The following is a 20,503-nucleotide window of genomic DNA, read 5'->3' on the forward strand; positions in this document are numbered from 1 at the left end:
GGTCCGGTCGGCACCGCCTCCGGTTCGTGGCCGGGAGGGGAGGCGGGCTACCCGGCACGCACCGAGAGGGCCGGTGTCCCCGCAAGCCATAGGCTCGGAGCTTCGCCCGTCGAAGGAGGGATCCTCCGTGAGTCCGATCAGGACGGCCTACCTCACCGCCGCGCGCTCGGCGGTGGACCTGCTCGCCGACCCCGCCGTAGCAACCCGCTGGAACGAACCGAGCGCCCTGCCCGCGTTCGGCGTGGGGGGCCTGGCCGGCCACCTCGCCAGCCAGGTGCTCGGCGTCCCCGCCGTGCTGGCCGCAACCGTCCCCGCTGGCGACCCCGTGGGGCTGCTCGACCACTACGCGCGCGGCACCTGGCTCGGCGCCCCGGTCGACGCCACGGTGAACGTCGCCATCCGCCGCGCCGGTGACGGCCTCGCCGCCGACGGCCCGGCCGCTCTGGTCGACCGGTGCGCCGCCACGCTGCACGAGTTGACGGACGTGCTGGCGGCGGAGCCGTCCGATCGGGTGGTGCACGTCGCCCGTGGCCCGTGGTCGCTCACCCTGGACGACTACCTGGCCACCCGGCTGATGGAACTCGTCGTGCACGCGGACGACCTCGCGGTCAGCGTCGGCGTGCCCACCCCGGAACTGCCGGCCGAGACGGTTGACCCGGTGCTGACGCTGCTGGCCCGTCTCGCCGTACGCCGGCACGGGCAACCGGCGGTGCTGCGCGCCCTGAGCCGGGCGGAGCGGGCTCCGGCGAGCGTCGCCGCCCTCTGAAGCCGCTCTTCGAAGGGCCGCGAGCCTTCAAAGCAGGGCCGCTCGCCGCGGGCCGTGAGCCGCCGGCCGCGGGCCGTTGAGCCGCGAGCCTCTGATCAGGGCTGTGAGCCGCAGGTCGGTGGGCCGCTCGACGACTGGCCGCGGGACGGTGGGCCGCTCGACGGCGGGCCGCCTGTCGCGGCACGTCACCTGAGACAGGCGCGGGCCCCGGCCGACCTCGATGGTCGACCGGGGCCCGTTCGTCGCGAGCGTGTGCCGGACCGGTCAGCCGTCGAGGCCGACGGGGGAGTTGGGTCGGTCGACGTCGACGAACTCGATGTCGTCCATCGCCCGGTCGCCCCGGCTGCCGGCGGCCCGCGCGGCGGTGCCGGCGGCCCAGCCGATCGCCGCGCCGACCAGCGTGGCGCCGATCAGCAGCGTCCAGGGCAGCGCCGGCCGGCGGCCGGCCAGCGCGTCGAAGGCCTGGGTGGCCCGGCGCCGGGCCTCGTCCGCCGCCGAGCCCACCAGGTCGCCGGCCTCGTCGGCGAGACCGGAGCCGCCTCGGCGGGCCGAACGGGCGGTGTCCCGGACGCTGTCGCTGGCGGAGCTGACCGCCGAGACCAGGTGCTGCCACGCCTGGTCCGTGATCCGCTCGGGCTTGCTGCGGCGGTCCAGCAGGTTGCTTCCGAACATGGTGGTTACCTCCTCGGGGCCGAAGCCGGCGGCCATTTCGACTTCGGCGTCGCACCGGCGTGTGACGGTTCGCTCGTTTCCGCCTGTGCCCCGTGGGGCTGCTCCGCAAACCCCCGTGCTGCGGGTGCGGCGGCCCAGGTGACGCCGGCGGGCGGCGCGCGGGCTCGGTGTCAGCGGACGGCGACCGCCACGGTCACGCCCCGCGCGAAGTCGTCGTCGCCGTCGTCGTCGTCATCGTCGCCCCCGCCACCGCCGAACCCGCAGGCCAGTACGAGGGCCAACAGCGCGCTGACGCCGGCCAGTGCGGCAAGTCTCCTGAGCATCGATCGTCCTCCCGGTCGCAGTCGTGTCTCCGAGCCGATGCTAGGCAGAACGGGCAAGGCCCGGGGCCGAAGCGGTACGGGCCACGCCGGGGGACCGGCTGTTGGGCGGTGCCGGCGGGAGCCGGCTACCCTGGGGCGCGACGTGTCAGCGGCAGCTGATCGTCGGTCGGACAAAACGTCAATAGTTCGGATAAGGGCGACTTGCTGTGCCCTGATCCGCGAATTGCTCATCCCGAGGGGTGGCGACCGAGGCCGTCAGAGGAATACTCTCGGTCGCGGCCCGCGTACTGATGAGGCGCCCGTCGGACGGGCGAGTGGAGGTGCTCGCGTGAGCCTGTCGATCGTGAAGTCGGTCCTGCCCGGTGGTGTCATCGAGATCGCCCCACGGGGTGAGATCGACGTCGACACCGCGTACGAGGTGCGCGAGGCGATCGCCGAGGTCCTGACCAAGGGGCGCCCCGGTCGGATCGAGCTGAACATGCGGCTCGTCACCTTCATCGACTCGGTCGGCATCAGCGCGATGGTCGCCGGCTTCCAGACCGCCGAGGTGAGCGGCGTCAAGCTCGTCGTCACCGAGCCGAGCCGCTTCGTGCACCGGCAGCTCTGGGTGACCGGCCTGCTCGGCCTCTTCGGCGCCCCCGAGCCCTACTACGCCGGCGCACCCACCCCCGAGGTCCTCCCGGGCGCCTGACCCCGCCCCCGCCGTCGTCGACGGTTCCGCTCCGGCCGCTAGGTCGGAGGCGGGCCGCTCAGGTGCCGCCGAGGCCCGACAGGTCGACGTCCGCCACCTCGGTGACCGCGCGGATCGCCGTCACCGAGGCGTACCCCTCGGCCAGCAGCGCCAGGTCGGTGCCGGGCTGCACGGCCTGCCCCGGCTCCTCCAGCGACGTGCGGACGAAGCCGTGCCCGGCCTCCGCCACCGTCATCTGCACCTGGCCGAAGGTGGCCAGCGTGCCCCGGCGCACCCCGCGCAGCCGGCCGTGCGGCAGGTCCGGAGCGTTCACGTTGAGCACGCTCTCCACCGGCCCGGCGGTGAGCCGGGGCAGCAGGTCCAGGGCGACCCGGGCGGCGGTCGGCCAGTGCCGCTCGGCGTCGCGTACCCGGGCGGCGGCGGCCACCGCGGCACCCCCGCTGGCAGCCGTGGCCTCCCCGGCCGAGAGCACGTCGAGCGAGACGGCCATCGCCCGGCAGCCGTTCGCGGCGGCGGTGAAGGCCGCACCCACCGTGCCCGAGTGCAGCACCGCGCGTCCCGCGTTCGCGCCCCGGTTGATGCCGGACAGCACCACCGCCGGCGGCGGCCCGAAGGCGCCGTGCACGGCGATCAGCGCGATGAAGCCGGGGGAGCCGCCGACCGCGAACGCCGGCACCCCCGGCACCTCCGGCAGCGGGTGCTCGTGGACCACCACGCGCCCGTCGCGCTCCACGGCGGTCATCGCGGCGCTGGTGCCGCTCGCCTCCTCCAGCGGCGCGGCGACGACCACGTCCAGGCCCCGGTCCGCCGCCGCCCGCGCCAGCGCCTGGATGCCGGGCGCGGCGATGCCGTCGTCGTTGGTGACCAGTACCCGCAGCGTCATCGCTCGGCCGCCCGTTCGGCCAGCTCGTCGGGGCTGGTCCGCTCCTGCGGCCGGCTGCCGGCCGGTACGAGACGCACCCGGTCGACCAGGCCGGTGATCGAGTCGAGCCGGCCGGTGCCCAGGCCGTGCCGGGTCACGTTCAGCGCGCCGGCTGCCGCGCCGGTACGGATCGCGGTGCGCACGTCGCCGCCGCGCGCCACCACGGCCGCCACCCCGGCGGTCATCGAGTCGCCGGCCCCGCGCGGGTCGGCCGCCTCCAGCCGGGGCATCTCGACCTCGAAGACCTCGCCGTCGACCAGGGCGAGGGCGGGCTTGTCGGCCCGGCTCACCACCACGTTCTCGGCGCCGCCGGCGTGCAGGTCGTACAGGGCCCGGGTGAGCTGCTCCTCGTCCTCGCCGTCGGCGCGGCCGTCGGCGATCAGCTCCTCGTGGCTGACCTTGAGGAAGAAGACGCCGCTGTCCAGCACGGCGTCGAGGTGCTCGCCGCAGAGGTCGACCACCACCCGGCTGCCGTTGGCCCCCAGGTCGGCGGCGAACCGCCGGTAGAGGTCGGCCGGGACCAGCGACGGCTCGTTCGGCCCGCTCAGCACGCTGACCGAGGCGCGCAGCCCCTCGCCGAGCGCCAGGTTGTAGAGCTCGTCCAGCTCGTGCCGGCTGAGCGGCTGGCCGGGCACGTCCACGATCTCCTGCCGGGAGCCCTCGCGCCGATCGTGCACGTACCCGCCGCTGCCGGAGTCGCGGACCACCACCTTCAGGTGCACCCCCTCGCTGACCAGCAGCGGCTCCAGCACCTGGCCGATCTCGCCGCCGAGGGCGGCGCAGAGCACCACGTCGACCCCGAGCGACATCACCATCCGGGCCTGCCAGACGCCCTGCCCGCCGGGGTGCAGGTGCAGCTCCGGCGCCTCGCTGGGCTGGTCGACGGTCACCGTCAGCCGGGGCGTGGGCGCGAAGACCATCACGTGCCCGCTCATCCGTCGTACCCGTTCATGCGCCCATCCTCCGCCGGTCGACACGTGCCGTGACCATCCACCAGCTGACCGTAGTGTGGTCGGCGGCCGGGCGTCCGGACTCCGGGCGGGATCGGCGCGGCGTTGCCAGGGCGCCCGGCATGCGCGACGATCGGGCGACCACCGACGCTGGGGAGACGGCGTGCTCAGGCGAAGTTCCTTCAGCTACACCGTCCAGGCGCGCTGCTCCCTCGCGGAGGCCGCGGCGCTGCTCGCCGACCCCACCCGGCAGGAGGACCTGCACCCGCTGATCGTCCGGGTCCGTCGGGTGCCGCCCCGTCCTGGGGCGCGGGCCAGCTACGACATCACCGATCGACTGGCCGCCGGGCCGGTGCGCCTGCCGATCACCTACCGGGCCGACGTCCTCGTCGACGATGCCGACGAGATCGTCACCGTGGCCCGGCAGTGGCCTGCCACCACGGTGCGCAACCACACCCGGCTGCGGGCGGAGCCCGACGGCGTGGTCCGCATCGAGGTCGAGATCACCCTCGCCGCGCCCGCGCCGCTCTTCGGCTACGCGTTCCGCCAGGCCCGCGCCGCCCACCTCGGGCTGGCCGCCCGCCTCGCCGTGGCCCTCGACACGATCCCGCCCGGGTCGCCGGCCGACTGACCGCCGGACGGTCCCGGCCGGGGTGGCCGTCGCGCCCCCGGTGTCCCGCGACGGGCGGGGCACCGGGGTGCGGACGTCAGTAGACCGACAGGTGCACGTGGTTGGTGTGGTCGCTGGACGGGTCGCCGTTGGCCCCGCTGTACGACTTCCATCCGCTGCTGGGCAGCCAGATCTGCCTGTACCAGATCACGTAGAGCACGGCGAGCCGGTCGGCGTTGCGCACGAAGTACGCCGACAGGTTGTTGCCGTACGTCCGGTCGCCGCCGGTGGCGTCGCCGCCGAAGCCGCCCTTCTGGGCCGCGAAGTCGCAGGCCCGGCCCTTCGGGTGTTCGCCCGAGCCGCCGGGGCGGTAGCAGGAGACGTAGCGGGTGAAGCCCGCCGCCTTGGCCTGGTTGAGCGCGTGCAGGGTGCGCGGGGTGATGCAGCCGTTGGCGGGGGTGGGGTCGTTGACGCTGCACGACTCGCGCGGCCAGGAGCCGTCGGAGTTGCGCGGGGCCGCCTTCGCCGTCTTGCTGGAGGTGCCGCCCGGCGAGGTGCCCGCCCCCGTGGACTGCTGCCGCTGTTGCTGCTGCTCGCGGTTGGCGACCGTCAACGCCCGCTCGGCCTGCTCCTTGCGCTTGGCCATCACGGTGACCTGCTTGCGCTGCTCCCGGATCTCGCCGTCCAGGGCGAGCTTGGTGCGGGTGGCCTGGTCTCGGGTCTCCTGGAGTTCGCGCAGGGCCCGGTCCTCCTTGGCGGCCACCGCGTCGAGGGCGGCGGCGCGGTCCATGAAGCCGTCCGGCGAGCTGCTGTTGAGCAGGGCGGACGCCACGCTGAGCCGGCCGGTGCGGTAGGCCGCCCCCGCGATCTCGCCGACCTTGGCGGTGTGCGCGGCCAGCTCGACCTCGGTGGTCTTGAGCTGCGCGGCGAGCTGCTGTTGCCGCTTGGCCGACGTGTCGAGGGCGCGCTTGGCGTCGAGGTAGCCCTTGCTGGCGGCCTCCAACTGGGCCCGCAGGGCGGGGGTGCCGCCCTCCTCGTCCTGGCCGGGGGCCGCGGCGAGCAGGCCGGCCCGGGTGGCGGCCGCCGCCGGGGCGGCGGTGACCGGGGCCACCGCGGCGCCGAGGGCGAGCATCGTGGCGATCAGGGCCGCCGTCCGGGCGGCAGGTCGTCGTACAGGTGCCATCACTGGCATTCACGTGTCCTTCCGTCAGCCGCCGACCGGGTTAGCTGACGGGTTCGGGACGGAAGATCCCTACCGCTGACGCGGATGCACCCCACGAACATGGTTCCCCGGTTCGCCCCGCCGGGCGATTAGGCGGCGGCCACCGCCGGCACCGGTGGGTGCCGCCTGGCGGAGGCCGAAGCCGAGCCTACCGGTGCCGGTGTGACTGATGCAGCGCAGGTGACGGAGGGTGTACGTCCACTAGCAGTCAAATCCGGCATAAGCGCACAATACTCTCCCAGATTTAAGGTTGTCCTCATTACCACTCAACCGACCCGCAGGCCCCGCGCGACGCTCCGGGCTCGATCTGCAACGTGGCGTGCTCGATGTGGAAGTCGTCGTGCAGCGCGGCCCGGGCGGCGCCCAGCACCGCGCCGACCTCCGCGCCGGGTGCCATGGTCAGGTGCGCCGAGGCCACCTCCATGCCGGAGGTGAGCGTCCAGACGTGCAGGTCGTGCACCTCGGCGACGCCGGGCACGGCGGCCAGCCGGTCGTGCACCGCGGTCACCTGGAGGTGCTCCGGCGCGGCCTGCACCAGGATGCGCAGCGCGGCCCGCCCGAGCCGCCAGGTGCGCGGCAGGATGAACACCCCGATCGCGACCGCCACCAGCGGGTCCGCCCACCACCAGCCGGTGGTGGCGATCAGCAGCGCGGCCCCGATCACGCCGAGTGACCCCAGCAGGTCGCCGAGCACCTCCAGGTACGCGCCGTGGACGTTGATGCTCTCCTTCGCCCCGGAGCGCAGCAGCGCGAAGGCGCCGATGTTGGCGAGCAGGCCGAGCACGGCGACCACCAGCATCGGGCCGGCCAGCACCTCCGGCGGGTCGCCGAAGCGGCGCACCGCCTCGATCACGACGTAGACCGCGACGCCGGAGAGCAGCATGGCGTTGGCCAGTGCGGCCAGCACCTCCAGCCGGTAGAGGCCGAAGGTGCGTTGCGGGTCGGCGCCCGCCCGCCGGGTGGCGGCGATCGCCGCGAGCGCCATGCCGATGCCGAGCACGTCGGTGAACATGTGCCCGGCGTCGCTCAGCAGGGCCAGCGAGCCCGTGCGGAAGGCCGCCACCGCCTCCACCACCATGAGGCCGGCGAGCAGCCCGAACGCCGCCCAGAGCCGGCCCCGGTGGCGGTGCGCGGCATTCGCCACCGACCCGTGATGGTGGTCATGACCTGCGCCCACGCGCCCACCCTCCGTCAGGCGTCCGGATTCGCGTTCAATCTATGCTCACATCGCTATGTATGCAAGTAACGGCGGCTCAGCCGATCGGGTCGACGGTGGTCAGCCGCTGGGTGGCCCGGGACAGCGCCACGTAGAGCGTCCGCACCCCCGACCCCGGGTCGGCCCGGATCTCGCCCGGAGCGACGAGGACGACCCCGTCGTACTCCATGCCCTTGGCCTCCAGGCTGGTCACCACCTGCAAACGCGGCGTGCCGAGCCCGCCCAGCCAGCCGGCCACCTCGTCGCGGCGCGGCACCGGCGTGATCACCCCGACCGTGCCCTCGACCTCGGCGAGCAGCGCGTCGGCCGCCGCCACGACGGCGCTCTCCAGCTCCGCCGGCGGCACCGACAGCGCGACCGGGTCGACGCCGGTGGAGCGCACCGCCCGGGGCAGCGGCAGGTCCGGGTGCAGCCGGCGGATCTCGGCCGCCGCCACCGCGAAGATCTCCGCCGAGTTGCGGTAGTTCGTGGTGAGGGTGAAGTGGTGCCGCTTGCGCCGGCCCAACGCCTGGTCCCGGGCCCGGTTCAGCTCCTCCGGATCCCCCGTCCACGCCGTCTGCGCCGGATCGCCCACCACCGTCCACGAGGCCAGCCGGCCCCGCCGGCCGATCATGCGCCACTGCATCGGCGAGACGTCCTGCGACTCGTCGACCACCACGTGCGCGTACTCCCGGTAGTCGTCCGGGCGTTCCCGCGCCGCCTCGCGGGCGGCGCGCTGCCGGTCGGCGAAGGTGCTCAGCTCGCGGACCCCGCCGGCCAGCTGGAACGGGTCCCGCTTCGCCCGGGCGGGCTTCATCGGCTTGCCGAGCAGCGCGTCCAGCTCGTCGAGCAGCGCGATGTCGGCGATCGTCAGCCCGGCGGCGTCGAGGCTGCCGTACGCGTCGGTCAGCAGCCGGATCTCGGCGCGGGAGAGGATCCCCTCGGCGTAGCGGTGCAGCCGGTCCGGACGGGCCAGCCAGCCCAGCACGTGCCGGGGGTGCAGCCGGGGCCACCACGCCTTCAGGAACTCCCGGAACTCCGGCCGCTCGGCGATCTCGTCCTCGAACGCGCGCTGCTCGGGCAGCCGGCCCACGCCCAACCTGCGGGCCTGCGCCCACAGCGCCGCGAAGACCCCGTCGAAGCCGGCCCGGCGCACCTCGTTGCGGCGGGCGCCCCGGGGCATCGCCCGGTCCCGGATGCCGTCCAGCTCGCGGCGCTCCAGCCGGAGCAGCTCGCCCCGATAGAGCAGGCGCAGCTCGGTCGGGCCGCCCGGCACCGCGTCCCGGACCGCCCGCTCCAGCACCCGCCGCATCCGCAGCGAACCCTTCACCGCCGCCACCGCCGGCGGATCGGTGCGGGTGGCGGTCAGGCCCGCGAAGAGCGTGCCCAGCGAGTGCAGGGTGGCGGTGTCCTCGCCGAGCGAGGGCAGCACCGAGGCGATGTACTCGACGAAGACCGAGGACGGGCCCACCACCAGGATGCCGCCGCCGGCGAACCGGCTGCGGTCGGAATAGAGCAGGTACGCGGCCCGGTGCAGGGCGACGGCCGTCTTCCCGGTGCCCGGGCCGCCGGACACGATCGTCACGCCCGAGCCGGGGGAGCGGATGGCCTCGTCCTGCTCCCGCTGGATGGTGGCGACGATGTCCCGCATCCCCCTGCCGGTGGCCTTCGACAGCGTGGCCAGCAGCGCGCCGTCGCCGACCACCGCCATGTCGGCGGGCGCGGCGACCGGATCGAGCAGGTCGTCCTCGATCCGGGTGACCCGCTCGGCGGAGGACTGGATCGTGCGTCGCCGCACCACGCCCAGCGGCTGCGCGGGAGTGGCCTGGTAGAAGGCGGCGGCGGCCGGGGCCCGCCAGTCGACCACCAGGGTGGAGGCGTCGTCGTCGCGGATGCCGAGCCGACCGACGTGCAGCACCTGCCGGTCGAGCAGGTCCAGCCGGCCGAAGACCAGGCCCTCGTGCTCGGCGTCCAGCATGTGCCGCCGCCGTGCGGCGTGGAACACCATCGCGTCCCGTTCGACCAGCGCCCCGAAGTTGCCCACCCGGGCGAGCCGGTAGCCCTCCTTCTCGGCGCTGACCGCCGACCGGCGCAGCTCGGCCAGTCGGGCGTACACCCGGTCGAGATGCCGCTGCTCGACGGCGATCTCCTGTTCCAGGGTGGTCTGGTCGGTCACCGCTCGCTCCTCCTGACGTCGGCGGCGGGCGGCGCGAACCGTGCGAACCGCGCCAGGCCAACCGCAAGAGGGTACGGCCCGCACGCAACCAGCGGCGCCACCGGTGCGGGAAAGGAACCCGCGTCACGCCCGCAGGGGCCCCACCGGGCCCGGTCCAGCCCGTGCCGCGCTCTCCGCCGGGCCCGGTCCAGCCCGTGCCGCGCTCTCCGCCGGGCCCGGTTCAGCCCGTGCCGGGCTCTCCGCCGGGCCCGGTTCAGTCCGCCCGGGCGGCGGCGGTGGCACCGGCCCCGGGGGCGGTGAGCACGCGACGGAGCACGCCGCCGAGCGCCGCGTTGACCTCGTCGGGGCGTTCCATCATCAGCATGTGTCCGGCACCCGGGCAGACGGTCAGCTCGGTCGCCGGCAGCGCGCCGGCGATCGACTCGGCGCAGGGCGGCGGGGTGAGCCGGTCCCGGTCGCCGACCAGGGCGGCGGCCGGCAGGTGGGCCAGCCCGGCGAGGGTGTCCAGCCGGTGCTGCGCCCCGATGGACGCGCGGAACCCGCCGATCGAGCGGAGGGTGGCGCGGGCCACCGCCGAGGTGACCAGGCGGATGTCGTGCGGGTCGCAGCGGTCGCCGAAGAGCATCCAGCGGATGCTGGGACGCAGCGCGCGCAGCAGCGCCCGGGGCGGTCGCCAGGCCCCGCACCGGGCCAGCACGCCGGCCCCGGTGGTCTCGGCGAGCCGGATCAGTCGGGCGATCCGGGGCGAGAGGCCGTACGCGGTGTGCGTGTGGCCCTCGGCGGTGGTGGAGACGAAGACCAGCCCGGCCGTCCGGGCGGCGAAGTGCGCGGGGTGGCGGTGCGCGTACTCCATGATCGTCATGCCGCCCATCGAGTGGCCGACCAGCACGACACGGCCGGCCGGAGCCACCTCGTCCAGCACCGCGGCGAGGTCGTCGCCGAGCTGGGCCACGGTGGCGGTGGGCAGCGCCATGCAGCTCGACCGGCCGTGGCCGCGGGCGTCGTAGGTCACCACCCGCACCGCGTCGCCGAAGCGTTGCCGCAGGTCGGCGAGCTGCCGGTGCCAGGCCCGCCCGTCCAGCGTCCAGCCGTGCAGCAGCACGACGGTAACCTCGGCGTCGGCCGGTCCAACCGCCTCGACGTGCAGGCGTACGTCATCAGGAAGACGTACCTCGACGTGCTCCGGCATCGTCACCTCCCCAGGGCCGCACGGATCCGCAACACCGGGGATACCCGGTGGTAACACCGGCTACCCGTCATGAGACCACGGCAACCGTGTCGGTGAGAAGGTTCGCAACCCGCTCCGGGCGGCCGGCGGGCCCGCCAAGCTGAGGGCATGGGGTCGCCCCGGGCCGCGCTGGCCGAGCTGCTCGCTGGCAACCGCCGCTTCGTCAGCGGCCAGCCGGTGCACGGCCACGACGTCACCGCCGCCGCGGCGGCCTCAGGCGACCAGCAGCCGTACGCGGTACTGCTCGGCTGCATCGACTCGCGGGTGCCGCTGGAGGCGATCTTCGACCAGACCTTCGGCTCGATCTGCGTGATCCGCACCGGTGGGCACGTACTGGACCGGGCGGTGCTCGGCTCCATCGAGTACGTGGTCGGTGAGCTGGGCGTGCCGCTGGTGATGGTGCTCGGGCACGAACGGTGCGGCGCGGTGGCCTCCGCCGTGGACGCGTTGCGTGGCGGGCGGTCGCCGGGCGGCGCGCTGGCCCACCTCGTCGACCAGATCGCCCCGGCGGTGACCGAGGTGGGCGTCGACGACCCCCGGGTGCACCCGATGGCGGTCCGCCGGCACGTGCTCCGTACGGTCGCCGCCCTGCGCGCCGACGACCGGCTCGCCGTCCCGGTCGCCGCCGGCCGCCTGACGGTGGTCGGCGCCCTCTACGACCTGACCACCGGCGAGGTGACCCTGCTGGAGCCGTAGAAGCTCCCCCCACCCCGTTGATCATGAAGTTGTTGTCGCGACACGCCGGGGCGGAGCGCAACAACTTCATGATCAACGGGGTGGAGGGCGGGAACGCGGAACCGCCCGCCGGGGGTGCCGGCGGGCGGTTCCGGTGTCGCGTGGGTGGGGAGGGTCAGCCCTCGAAGACGCCGGCCTCGACGAGGCGCTTCTCGGTGGCGTCCCAGCCGTCACCCGGGTGGGTGGTGTTGAGGTTGTTGATCTCGGCGCGGATCTTCGCGGCGTGGCCGGCGGCGGCCAGCACCCGGATCTCCTCGACGAAGGCGTCGGAGTCGGTGCGCAGGTGCGCGGTCTTGCCGTTGGTCAGGTTCCGCACGTAGGCGTGCTTGCCGCCGTTGAGCGGGATGAGGTACTTGAACTCGCCCAGCACGCTGAGGGCGCCACCCTGGCCAGCCTGGCCGGCCCGGACTGACGCGCGCGCGGTCTTAGAGGTGTTGCTCGCCACGGAGGTACTCCTTGCAAGACGTACGGGAGGACGGAACGTCCGGGGGCTGTGCGGACGACACCCTGGTGGGTGGGCCCGCGGAAGATGTGCGCGGCACAGGCCGCCGATGGAACTGTACACGACCGCGGTCCCTGGCTGGTCACCGCGTCGTGAGGGGTCAACCGGGGTGCCCGTCCGACTATTCCGACCCGCGAATTTTCCGATTCCCTGGCGCATCATCCGTCACACCAGTCATCATGTGTTCCAGCAACCACTCGGGTGGTCGAGGTCGTAGGGGAAGACGCACCTCGCTCTCCGGGAGGTCACCGTGCCAACGCGTGGCGTCGTATACGTCCACTCGACCCCGCTCGCCGTGTGCTCACACGTCGAGTGGGCGATCGCGCGCGTCCTCGCCGCGCCGGTCAACCTGCAGTGGACGGCTCAGCCCGTCGACCCCGGCGCACGCCGGGCCGAGTGCGGGTGGACCGGTCGTCCGGGGACGGGCGCCGAGCTGGCTGCTGCCCTCCGGCAGTGGCCCATGATCCGTTTCGAGGTCACCGAGGAACCGAGCCCCGGCGCCGACGGCGAGCGCTTCATGTACGTGCCCGGACGCGGCCTGTTCCGGGCGAGCGTCGGCGCGGCCGGCGACATCCAGCTCGGCGAGGACCGCCTGCGCAGCATCATGGCGGGCGCGCGGGCCCCCGAGGCCCTCGCGCACGCCCTCGACAAGGCGCTCGGCACGGCGTGGGACGCCGAGCTGGAGCCCTACCGGTACGCCGGCGACGGCGCGCCGGTGACCCTGCTCACCCGCGTCGGCTGACGCCGGGGCCCGGACCGGGGCCGACTCATCCTGGCGGGTGAAGGTCAAGTTGCCCCGATAAGGGGTGAACTGGTGGGATGGGCCGCGTGTCGACTACCCCGCGACGTGCCGGCGTCGCGTTCGCCGCTCTGACCGCACTGCTCGTCTCCGGGTGCTCCGGGCCGGCGGACCGCCGCCCCGACCCGGCACCGACGAGCGCCGCCGCCCCGACGGCCACCCCGACACCCGCCGCGAGCGTCCCCGGCACCGACCCCGCCGCCCGCGCCGCCGCCCTCGTGGCCTCGCTCGCCGACGAGGACCTCGTCGGCCAGGTGCTGATGCCGTACGCCTACGGCGACGCGGCCACCAGGGTCTCGCCCGGCTCGGCGGCCGGCAACCAGGCACTGGCCGGGGTGGACACCCCCGCCCAGATGGTCGAGAAGTACCGGCTCGGCGGGCTGATCCTGGTCGGCTTCAGCGCCGACGACCCGACCAAGGGCAACCAGGAGACGACAAACGTCGACAACCCGAAGCAGGTTCGCGCGCTCACCGACGGCCTGCGCGCGGCCGCCGGTCGGCTGCCCGCCGGGCCGGCGCCCTTCCTGATCGGCACCGACCAGGAGCACGGCGTGGTCACCCGGATCACCGACGGCGTGACCCTGCTGCCCAGCGCCCTCGCCGCCGGCGCCGCCGGACGACCGGAGCTGACCGAGGCCGCCTGGCGGGCGGCCGGCACCGAACTCGCCGCGATGGGGATCAACCTCGACTTCGCCCCCGTCGCCGACGTGCTCGCCACCCGCAGCACCGTGATCGGTTCCCGGTCGTACGGTGCGGACCCGAAGGTGACGGCGGGGCAGGTCGCGGGCGCGGTCCGGGGCCTGCAGGCCGCGGGCGTCGCGGCCACCGTCAAGCACTTCCCGGGGCACGGGCACAGCGCCGCCGACTCCCACGAGGGACTGCCGGTGCTCGACCAGCCCCGCCGGACGCTGGAGACCGGGGCGTGGCCGCCCTTCTCCGCCGCCATCGACGCGGGCACGATGGCCGTGATGTCCGCCCACCTCGACGCGCGGTCGGTGGACCCGGGCACCGCGGCGACCTTCTCGCACAAGCTGCTCACCGACGTGCTCCGTGGCCAGCTGGGCTTCCAGGGCGTGGTGATCACCGACGGGATGAACATGCCGCCGGCCAAGCGCTGGTCGCCGGGTGAGGCCGCCGTGCGCGCGCTGAAGGCGGGCAACGACCTCATCCTCATGCCGCCGAACGTCCGTCAGGCGTACGACGGGCTGCTCGCCGCGCTCCGCGACAAGTCGCTGCCCCGGACCCGCCTCGTCGAGGCCGCGACCCGGGTGCTGACGATGAAGTTCAAGCTGGCCGACCGGCCCACGCCCGAGCTGTCCACGCTGGCCGGCCCGGCGCACCGCAAGGCGGCGGAGGACCTGGCCGCGGCGGCGGTGACGGTGCTGCGGGGCGCCTGCGGCGGCGGCGTACGGGGGCCGGTGACCGTGACCGCCTCCGGCGGGCGCGAGCACACGCGGGCGGCACTGACCGAGGCGCTCAAGGCGGCCGGGGTCAAGGTGGTGGCCGGCGGCGGCACGGTGGTGCACCTCGTCGGGTACGGCGACGGCGCCGGCGACCTGCGCGCCGACGCCGCCGTCACGGTCGCCATGGACACCCCGTACGTGCTGGCGAAGGCCAAGTCGCCGACCCTCCTGGCGACCTACTCCTCCAGCCGGGTGTCGATGACCGCCCTGGCCGGGGTGCTGGCCGGCAAGACCCGACCGGGCGGCCGGTCCCCGGTGCCGGTGACCGGCCTGTCCGCCACGACCTGCGGCGCCTGAGCCGCGTCAGTCCCGGTTGATCCGGGCCGACTGCTTGACCAGCTGGTACGCCGGCAGCAGCTCCACGGGGTCCGAGGTGTCCAGGCTCAGCACGATCGGACCGTAGAGGGAGGAGATCGCGATGGCCCGGTCGTGGACCGTGCCGCCGTCCTCCTTGGGGTAGCTCGCCTCGACGGCGTCGACGGTGCCGGCCTTCACCCGCCGGTACTCCGCGTCCGCGGCCTCCGGCGAGTAGGCGTCGAGGAAGTACTTGAGGTGCTCCTGTGCGCCGCCGGCGACCCCGTCGACCCGCCACACCCGCAGGAACCCGGTGGAGCCGGTCGGCCGGGCGTTGATCTCGCACAGCATGAGGGCCTTGCCGAGGCGGGGCTCGCCGAACTTTGCCGAGCCCTTCACCGCCTCGACCTTCCACCTCGCCGGCACCGAGAAGGTGACCGGCAGCTCGCAGGGCGTACCCTTGCCGCCCACCGTGGTCCCGGCGGGAGCCGCCACCACCTCGTCGTGCCAGGGCGGGCCGGGGGTCACCGGCGAGGCGGTGACGCTCGGCGAGGCCGACGGGGAACCACCGGCCGACGGCGCCTCCTTCCCGTCGGCGCAGCCGCCGGTCAGTCCGATGGTGAGCACCGCGAGCACGGCGGCGCGGGTACGACGTTGCATGGTGTCCATTCCCCGTTGACGACGAGAGCCGGCTCATCAAAGCGGCGCGGGGCGGCGGCGTCAATCCGGTTGATCTACGGTGCCGCGCGCAGGGCGGCCACCAGCCACTCCACGGCGGGCACCGCGGGCGGGAACGGGGGCCGCCGGTTGAGCACCCCGATCAGCTGCCAGTACCGCTCCACCTGCCGGTCGGTGAAGGTCGCGATGCCGTCGGCGAGCGCGAGCCGTTCGGCGCGGGACAGCCCCGGGTCCACCATCTCGTCGAGCACCGCCCGCGCCCGCCCGGAGTCCGGGGCGATCCCGGCGGCGAGCGCGGCGCGTGCCGGCTCGACGGAGGGCATCGCCGGCGGCGGGGACGTCGCCGCCGCCCCGGCCACCGCCATCGCCCGTACCCGTAGCCGGAAGGCGGGGTCGGCGACCAGCCCGGCCAGCTCGACCCAGGCGTCCACCTCCTCGTCGGTGGGCTCGTCGGGCAGGTCGGCGGGGAGCGTCCGCATCGCCCGGGCCAGCCCGTCGCCGCCGGGACCGGGCTCCACGCCACCGAAGACCTCGGCGACGAACTCGTCGATGATCCGTTGCCGCTCGCGGGCGGAGAGGCGGGCCAGGTCGTTCATCAGTCTCAACTCCTCGGTCGTGCTGCCACGTCGGGCGACCGACCGCAACACCGCCCGGCGCAGCCGCAGGGTGCGGATCTCCGCGTCCAGGGCGCGGCTGTGTGCCAGGGCCACCTCCCGGACGCTCGTCCGCCGCTGGAGGATCCGGCGGACGTCGTCCAGGCCGATCCCCAGCTCCCGCAGGCTCCGGACGAGGTCCAGCCGGGCCACGGCCGCCGCGTCGTAGAGGCGGTAGCCGCCGGTGGACCGGGCGGTGGGCGGGAGCAGGTCGAGGTCGGACCAGAAGCGGATCGTCCGGACGGACAGGCCGGTCCGGCGGGCGAGTTGCCCGATGGTGAACAGGTCGGTGCGGTCGGCCACGTCGATGAGCCTCCTGTCTCCAGCCGCTGGAGAGTCAAGCGGGAAAACCGGGTCGCCCTCGGCCGTCCCACCTGGCACCCTGTGCGCCCATGGGGACAGCAGAGGGTTTCGCGTACGTCGAGCGGCCGGACGGCACGGTCGTGATCACCCACCACGGCCGGGCGGCGGGCACCCTGCGCGGCGGCCGGGCGGCGGAGTTCCTCGCCGAGGTCGACGGCGACCCGCAGCTCGTGATGGCCCGGTGGACCGGCAACTACCGCCGGGGCAACGAGCGGACCGCCCGCCAGCACCCCCGCAACCGGGGCTGAACGACGCGCAAGGGCCCGCGCTCGTGCTGAGCGCGGGCCCCACGGCGGTCTGTGCGGCTACAGCGGGATGTTGCCGTGCGCGCCCCGGGCCGCCGGGGCGGCGGCGAGGGCTTCGGCGATGCGGCGGCGGGTCTCGGCCGGGGTGATCACGTCGTCCACGACGCCGATCTCGAGGGCCCGGTTGACGCCGCCGGCGATACGGGTCTGCTCCTCGACGAGCTGCGCGCGCAGCGCCTCGCGCTCCTCGGCCGGGGCGGCGGCGAGCTTCTTGCGGTGCAGGATGTTGACGGCGGCGCCGGCGCCCATCACCGCGACCTCCGCGTTGGGCCAGGCGAACACTGCGGTGGCACCCAGGGAGCGGGAGTTCATCGCGATGTACGCCCCGCCGTAGGCCTTGCGGGTGACCAGGGTGACCCGGGGCACGACGGCCTCGGCGAAGGCGTGCAGGAGCTTCGCGCCCCGGCGGACGACGCCGTCCCACTCCTGACCCAGACCGGGCAGGTAGCCGGGGACGTCGACCAGGACGATCAGCGGTACGCCGAGGGAGTCGCACATGCGCACGAACCGGGCGGCCTTCTCGGCGCTGGAGGCGTCCAGACAGCCGCCCAGGCGCAGCGGGTTGTTCGCGATCACCCCGACGGTACGCCCGGCGAAGCGACCCAGGGTGGTCACGACGTTCGGCGCCCACTTGGCGTGCAGTTCCACCCCGGGGGCGTCCAGCAGCGCCTTCACCACCGGCTTCACGTCGTACGCCCGGTTCGTCTCGACCGGCATCTTCGCCGTCAGGTCGTGTCCCCCCTCGTCCTGGGCGGACACGTCGTCGGGCGACAGGCGCCCCTGCCGGCCGAGCAGCGCGGCGAGCTTGCGCGTCTCGGCCAGCGCCGTCTCGTCGTCGGCGCAGGTCACGTGGACCACCCCGGAGCGGCGGCCGTGCGGCTCGGGCCCACCGAGGCGGGCCATGTCGACCTGCTCTCCGGTGACGCTGCGGACCACCTCCGGGCCGGTCACGAAGATCCGACCCGCACCGCTCATCACCACGATGTCGGTCAGCGCCGGCCCGTACGCGGCGCCACCGGCCGCCGGGCCCAGCACCGTGGAGATCTGCGGCACCCGCCCCGAGGCCCGCACCATCGCCGCGAACACCTGACCCACCGCGTCCAGGGCGACCACGCCCTCGGCCAACCGCGCACCACCCGAGTGCCACAACCCGATCACCGGCACCCGCTCCCGCACCGCGGTGTCGATCGCGTCCACGACGTGCCGGCACCCCTCGGTGCCCATCGCCCCGCCCATCCGCGTCGCGTCCGTGGCGTACGCGACGACCGGCGAGCCCTCGACCTCACCGCGCGCCCACAGCACACCCGAGGTGTCCCGTGGCACCGACAGCCGCAACGAACCGGCGTCGAACAACGCCCGGAGCCGAACCTCCGGATCCCGATGGTCCGCGACGGACGAGGTGTCCACGCCAACGGCGGTGGTGGTCACGTGAGCCTCCATGGCTGTGGTCTCAGGCCCGCGTGAAGACGAGAGCCACGTTGTGCCCGCCGAAGCCGAACGAGTTGTTCAGCGCGGCGGGGATGTCCATGTGGCGCGCCTCGTTGGCGGCCACGTCCAGGGTGAGCCCGTCGTCGGGGTCCTCCAGGTTGATCGTCGGCGGTACGACACTGTCGCGGATCGCCAGGATGGTGGCGATCGACTCCAGCGCGCCCGCCGCGCCCAGCAGGTGACCGGACATCGACTTGGTCGAGGTCAGCACCGGGTGGTCACCCAGCGCCGCGCGCAGCGCGGTGATCTCCGCGACGTCCCCGACCGGGGTCGACGTGGCGTGCGCGTTGACGTGCACGATGTCCGCCCTGGCGACGCCCGCGTCCGCGATCGCCTTCGCGATCGCCCGGATCGCGCCCTCGCCCTCCGGGTGCGGCTGGACGATGTCGTAGCCGTCGGAGGTGAGTCCGGCGCCGGCCAGCCGGGCGTAGACCCGGGCGCCCCGGGCGGCGGCGTGCTCCGCCCGCTCCAGCACCACGATGCCCGCGCCCTCACCCAGCACGAAGCCGTCGCGGCCCTTGTCCCACGGCCGGGAGGCCCGCTCCGGCTCGTCGTTGCGGGTCGACATCGCCCGCATCGAACTGAACCCGGCGATCGGCAGCTGGTGGATGACCGCCTCGGTGCCGCCGGCCACCACGACGTCGGCCCGGCCGGCACGGATCATGTCCATGCCGAGCGCGATCGCCTCGGCGCCGGTCGCGCAGGCGCTGGCCACCGAGTGCACCCCGGCCTTCGCGCCCAGCTCCAGCCCCACCCAGGCGGCGGGGCCGTTCGGCATCAGCATCGGGATCGTGTGCGGGGAGACCCGCCGCGGGCCCGACGCCTCCAGGATGTCGTCCTGGGCGAGCAGCGTCAGCGCGCCGCCGATGCCGGAGCCGACGCTGACGCCCAGCCGCTCCGGGTCCAGCCCGGAGTCGGCCAGGCCGGAGTCCGCCCAGGCCTGCTGCGCCGCGATGATCGCGATCGCCTCGGACCGGTCGAGCCGGCGGAGCTTGACCCGGTCGATCAGGCCGGTCGGCTCGACCGCGAGCCGGGCGGCGATCCGGACCGGCAGTTGCTCGGCCCACTCCTGGGTGAGCGGACCCACCCCGGAGCGGCCGGCGAGCATGGCGTCCCAGGTCGACGCGACGTCCCCGCCCAGCGGGGTGGTCGCGCCGAGCCCGGTGACGACGACGTCGGTGTGAGCCATGATCAGGACTGCGCCTCGATGTAGCTGACGGCGTCCCCGACGGTCTTCAGGTTCTGCACCTCGTTGTCCGGGATCTTGACGCCGAACTTCTCCTCGGCCGCCACCACGACCTCCACCATGGAGAGCGAGTCGACGTCCAGGTCGTCGGTGAAGGACTTCCCCTCGGCCACGTCGTCCGGGTTCACCCCGGCAACCTCTTCGAGGATCTCGGCGAGGCCGGCGGTGATCTCGTCACGGGTCATTGCGGTTGGTTCCTCTCATCGTGGATCATTCGACGGCCGACGACGCCGACCGTCACTCCCCGGCGCAGCGGCCGGAGGGGCTTTCAGGGGCAGCGGACGACCTGACCGGCATAGGTCAGGCCACCGCCGAAGCCGAAGAGCAGCACCGGGGCGCCGGAGGGCACCTCCCGCCGCTCGACCAGCTTGGACAGGGCCAGCGGCACGCTCGCCGCCGAGGTGTTGCCGGACTCGACGATGTCCTTGGCGATGATCGCGTTCGGGATGCCGAGCCGCTTCGCGATGCCGTCGATGATCCGGGCGTTGGCCTGGTGCGGCACGAAGGCCGCCAGCTCCGACGGGTCCACCCCGGCGCGCTCGCACGCCTGCCGGGCCAGCGGCGCCAGCTCCGTCGTGGCCCAGCGGAAGACCGACTGCCCCTCCTGCTGGATGGACGGGCGCCAGCCCTCGATGCGTACCGCGTCGCCCTTTTCCGGCACCGAGCCCCAGACCACCGGGCCGACGCCGGCGGGCTCGCCCTCGCCGACGGCCGACACCACGGCGGCCCCGGCGCCGTCGGCGAAGATGATGCAGGTGGAGCGGTCCGTCCAGTCGACGATGTCGGACAGCTTCTCCGCGCCGATGACCAGGGCGTTGCGCGAGGCGCCGGCCCGGATGGCGTGGTCCACGGTGCCCAGCGCGTACGCGAAGCCGGAGCAGGCCGTGTTGAGGTCGAACGCCCCGGGCGCGGTGATGCCGAGCTTGGCGGCGACCCGGCAGGCCACGTTCGGGCTGCGATCGGCGGAGCTGCACGTCGCCACCACGACCAGGTCGATGTCGGCGGCGGTGAGCCCGGAGTTGGCCAGTGCCTTGCCGGCGGCGGCGGCGGCCATGTCGGCGACCGTCTCACCGTCGGCGATCCGCCGGGTGACGATGCCGACCCGGTCCCGGATCCACTCGTCGCTGGTCTCGACCAGTTGGGCGATGTCGTCGTTGGTGACCACGCGGGAGGGCTGGTAGTGCCCCATCGCGACGATCCGACTGCCGGTCATCAGAGCTGT

At 74.4% G+C, this 20,503-nt stretch carries 22 protein-coding genes and 1 riboswitch; of the genes, 7 read left to right on the plus strand and 15 right to left on the minus strand.

Features of this window, described 5'->3' with window-relative positions; genetic code table 11:
- Positions 1-127: 127 nt before the first annotated feature.
- Positions 128-766, plus strand: a complete 639-nt coding sequence (locus ABZ573_RS06620; RefSeq protein WP_327029250.1) for a maleylpyruvate isomerase N-terminal domain-containing protein — start codon at positions 128-130, stop codon at positions 764-766.
- Between the two features lie 264 nt (positions 767-1,030).
- On the opposite strand, the gene ABZ573_RS06625 is transcribed toward ABZ573_RS06620, so the two are convergent.
- On the minus strand, positions 1,031-1,438 hold the full coding sequence (locus tag ABZ573_RS06625) for a hypothetical protein (RefSeq protein ID WP_121400322.1): 408 nt from the start codon (positions 1,436-1,438) through the stop codon (positions 1,031-1,033).
- Positions 1,439-1,608: 170 nt separating this feature from the next.
- A complete protein-coding gene (locus ABZ573_RS06630) occupies positions 1,609-1,761 on the minus strand; it encodes a hypothetical protein (protein ID WP_192581635.1) in 153 nt (50 codons plus the stop codon).
- A gap of 328 nt (positions 1,762-2,089) precedes the next feature.
- On the opposite strand from ABZ573_RS06630, the gene ABZ573_RS06635 reads away from it, so the two are divergent.
- Positions 2,090-2,452, plus strand: coding sequence for an STAS domain-containing protein (locus ABZ573_RS06635; RefSeq protein WP_088998998.1), 363 nt, complete (start codon positions 2,090-2,092; stop codon positions 2,450-2,452).
- 58 nt (positions 2,453-2,510) lie between these two features.
- Here ABZ573_RS06635 and ABZ573_RS06640 read toward each other — a convergent pair whose 3' ends face one another.
- Positions 2,511-3,335: a 5'/3'-nucleotidase SurE gene (locus ABZ573_RS06640; RefSeq protein WP_151456409.1), complete on the minus strand. Its 825-nt coding sequence runs from the start codon at positions 3,333-3,335 to the stop codon at positions 2,511-2,513.
- Positions 3,332-4,309 (minus strand): PfkB family carbohydrate kinase, encoded by a 978-nt coding sequence (locus ABZ573_RS06645; protein WP_192581522.1) that lies wholly within the window; start codon positions 4,307-4,309, stop codon positions 3,332-3,334. Before ABZ573_RS06645 ends, ABZ573_RS06640 begins: the two co-directional genes overlap by 4 nt.
- 178 nt (positions 4,310-4,487) lie before the next feature.
- On the opposite strand from ABZ573_RS06645, the gene ABZ573_RS06650 reads away from it, so the two are divergent.
- Positions 4,488-4,955, plus strand: a complete 468-nt coding sequence (locus ABZ573_RS06650; RefSeq protein ID WP_358116328.1) for an SRPBCC family protein — start codon at positions 4,488-4,490, stop codon at positions 4,953-4,955.
- A gap of 76 nt (positions 4,956-5,031) precedes the next feature.
- Here ABZ573_RS06650 and ABZ573_RS06655 read toward each other — a convergent pair whose 3' ends face one another.
- The 4 genes from ABZ573_RS06655 to ABZ573_RS06670 all read right to left on the minus strand — a co-directional run bounded on the left by ABZ573_RS06655 (position 5,032) and on the right by ABZ573_RS06670 (position 10,716).
- On the minus strand, positions 5,032-6,117 hold the full coding sequence (locus ABZ573_RS06655; RefSeq protein WP_192581521.1) for a hypothetical protein: 1,086 nt from the start codon (positions 6,115-6,117) through the stop codon (positions 5,032-5,034).
- 13 nt (positions 6,118-6,130) lie between these two features.
- Positions 6,131-6,262: riboswitch (cyclic di-AMP (ydaO/yuaA leader) on the minus strand.
- A 153-nt stretch (positions 6,263-6,415) separates the two neighbouring features.
- Entirely contained in the window at positions 6,416-7,333 is a 918-nt protein-coding gene (locus ABZ573_RS06660) for a cation diffusion facilitator family transporter (RefSeq protein WP_151456406.1), read from the minus strand.
- A 76-nt stretch (positions 7,334-7,409) separates the two neighbouring features.
- The gene (locus ABZ573_RS06665) at positions 7,410-9,527 is read right to left on the minus strand and encodes an AAA family ATPase (RefSeq protein WP_358116332.1); all 2,118 of its coding nucleotides are present in this window, start codon (positions 9,525-9,527) and stop codon (positions 7,410-7,412) included.
- A gap of 253 nt (positions 9,528-9,780) precedes the next feature.
- Positions 9,781-10,716 (minus strand): alpha/beta hydrolase, encoded by a 936-nt coding sequence (locus tag ABZ573_RS06670; RefSeq protein WP_358116335.1) that lies wholly within the window; start codon positions 10,714-10,716, stop codon positions 9,781-9,783.
- 147 nt (positions 10,717-10,863) lie between these two features.
- Between ABZ573_RS06670 and ABZ573_RS06675 the strand changes: the two genes are divergently transcribed.
- Positions 10,864-11,451 (plus strand): carbonic anhydrase, encoded by a 588-nt coding sequence (locus ABZ573_RS06675; protein ID WP_151456404.1) that lies wholly within the window; start codon positions 10,864-10,866, stop codon positions 11,449-11,451.
- A 154-nt stretch (positions 11,452-11,605) separates the two neighbouring features.
- Here ABZ573_RS06675 and ABZ573_RS06680 read toward each other — a convergent pair whose 3' ends face one another.
- On the minus strand, positions 11,606-11,935 hold the full coding sequence (locus tag ABZ573_RS06680) for a hypothetical protein (protein WP_358116338.1): 330 nt from the start codon (positions 11,933-11,935) through the stop codon (positions 11,606-11,608).
- 307 nt (positions 11,936-12,242) lie between these two features.
- Between ABZ573_RS06680 and ABZ573_RS06685 the strand changes: the two genes are divergently transcribed.
- Positions 12,243-12,734 carry a DUF3145 domain-containing protein gene (locus tag ABZ573_RS06685; protein WP_121400330.1) on the plus strand — a complete coding sequence of 164 codons (492 nt, stop codon included), beginning with the start codon at positions 12,243-12,245 and terminating at the stop codon, positions 12,732-12,734.
- A 77-nt stretch (positions 12,735-12,811) separates the two neighbouring features.
- Positions 12,812-14,551, plus strand: a complete 1,740-nt coding sequence (locus tag ABZ573_RS06690; RefSeq protein ID WP_327029243.1) for a glycoside hydrolase family 3 protein — start codon at positions 12,812-12,814, stop codon at positions 14,549-14,551.
- A gap of 6 nt (positions 14,552-14,557) precedes the next feature.
- On the opposite strand, the gene ABZ573_RS06695 is transcribed toward ABZ573_RS06690, so the two are convergent.
- Together ABZ573_RS06695 and ABZ573_RS06700 are read right to left on the minus strand one after the other, a co-directional pair.
- A complete protein-coding gene (locus ABZ573_RS06695) occupies positions 14,558-15,208 on the minus strand; it encodes a lipoprotein (protein ID WP_358116342.1) in 651 nt (216 codons plus the stop codon).
- 74 nt (positions 15,209-15,282) lie between these two features.
- Entirely contained in the window at positions 15,283-16,182 is a 900-nt protein-coding gene (locus tag ABZ573_RS06700) for a MerR family transcriptional regulator (protein ID WP_151456439.1), read from the minus strand.
- Positions 16,183-16,271: 89 nt separating this feature from the next.
- Here ABZ573_RS06700 and ABZ573_RS06705 point away from each other — a divergent pair, with 89 nt between their 5' ends.
- Positions 16,272-16,490 (plus strand): hypothetical protein, encoded by a 219-nt coding sequence (locus ABZ573_RS06705; RefSeq protein ID WP_151456438.1) that lies wholly within the window; start codon positions 16,272-16,274, stop codon positions 16,488-16,490.
- A gap of 57 nt (positions 16,491-16,547) precedes the next feature.
- Here the strand turns inward: ABZ573_RS06705 and ABZ573_RS06710 are convergent, their stop codons facing one another.
- From ABZ573_RS06710 to ABZ573_RS06725, 4 genes are all read right to left on the minus strand, one after another.
- On the minus strand, positions 16,548-17,987 hold the full coding sequence (locus ABZ573_RS06710; RefSeq protein WP_327029241.1) for a carboxyl transferase domain-containing protein: 1,440 nt from the start codon (positions 17,985-17,987) through the stop codon (positions 16,548-16,550).
- Positions 17,988-17,997: 10 nt separating this feature from the next.
- A complete protein-coding gene (gene fabF, locus ABZ573_RS06715; protein ID WP_327029240.1) occupies positions 17,998-19,224 on the minus strand; it encodes a beta-ketoacyl-ACP synthase II in 1,227 nt (408 codons plus the stop codon).
- Between the two features lie 2 nt (positions 19,225-19,226).
- On the minus strand, positions 19,227-19,466 hold the full coding sequence (locus ABZ573_RS06720) for an acyl carrier protein (protein WP_007072348.1): 240 nt from the start codon (positions 19,464-19,466) through the stop codon (positions 19,227-19,229).
- 83 nt (positions 19,467-19,549) lie between these two features.
- Entirely contained in the window at positions 19,550-20,494 is a 945-nt protein-coding gene (locus tag ABZ573_RS06725) for a beta-ketoacyl-ACP synthase III (protein ID WP_151456435.1), read from the minus strand.
- Between the last annotated feature and the right edge of the window lie 9 nt (positions 20,495-20,503).

Origin of the sequence: Micromonospora sp. NPDC007220 (assembly GCF_040634035.1) — a bacterium.
GTDB classification, from domain to species: Bacteria; Actinomycetota; Actinomycetes; order Mycobacteriales; family Micromonosporaceae; genus Micromonospora; species Micromonospora reichwaldensis.

Bases quoted from the DNA above. Each gene is read 5' to 3' on its own strand.
- ABZ573_RS06625 (WP_121400322.1), bottom strand. From the start codon at position 1,438: ATGTTCGGAAGCAACCTGCTGGACCGCCGCAGCAAGCCCGAGCGGATC.
- ABZ573_RS06630 (WP_192581635.1), bottom strand. From the start codon at position 1,761: ATGCTCAGGAGACTTGCCGCACTGGCCGGCGTCAGCGCGCTGTTGGCC.
- ABZ573_RS06640 (WP_151456409.1), bottom strand. From the start codon at position 3,335: ATGACGCTGCGGGTACTGGTCACCAACGACGACGGCATCGCCGCGCCC.
- ABZ573_RS06645 (WP_192581522.1), bottom strand. From the start codon at position 4,309: ATGAGCGGGCACGTGATGGTCTTCGCGCCCACGCCCCGGCTGACGGTG.
- ABZ573_RS06655 (WP_192581521.1), bottom strand. From the start codon at position 6,117: ATGGCACCTGTACGACGACCTGCCGCCCGGACGGCGGCCCTGATCGCC.
- ABZ573_RS06670 (WP_358116335.1), bottom strand. From the start codon at position 10,716: ATGCCGGAGCACGTCGAGGTACGTCTTCCTGATGACGTACGCCTGCAC.
- ABZ573_RS06675 (WP_151456404.1), top strand. From the start codon at position 10,864: ATGGGGTCGCCCCGGGCCGCGCTGGCCGAGCTGCTCGCTGGCAACCGC.
- ABZ573_RS06690 (WP_327029243.1), top strand. From the start codon at position 12,812: ATGGGCCGCGTGTCGACTACCCCGCGACGTGCCGGCGTCGCGTTCGCC.
- ABZ573_RS06695 (WP_358116342.1), bottom strand. From the start codon at position 15,208: ATGCAACGTCGTACCCGCGCCGCCGTGCTCGCGGTGCTCACCATCGGA.
- ABZ573_RS06705 (WP_151456438.1), top strand. From the start codon at position 16,272: ATGGGGACAGCAGAGGGTTTCGCGTACGTCGAGCGGCCGGACGGCACG.
- ABZ573_RS06710 (WP_327029241.1), bottom strand. From the start codon at position 17,987: ATGGAGGCTCACGTGACCACCACCGCCGTTGGCGTGGACACCTCGTCC.
- fabF (WP_327029240.1), bottom strand. From the start codon at position 19,224: ATGGCTCACACCGACGTCGTCGTCACCGGGCTCGGCGCGACCACCCCG.
- ABZ573_RS06720 (WP_007072348.1), bottom strand. From the start codon at position 19,466: ATGACCCGTGACGAGATCACCGCCGGCCTCGCCGAGATCCTCGAAGAG.
- ABZ573_RS06725 (WP_151456435.1), bottom strand. From the start codon at position 20,494: ATGACCGGCAGTCGGATCGTCGCGATGGGGCACTACCAGCCCTCCCGC.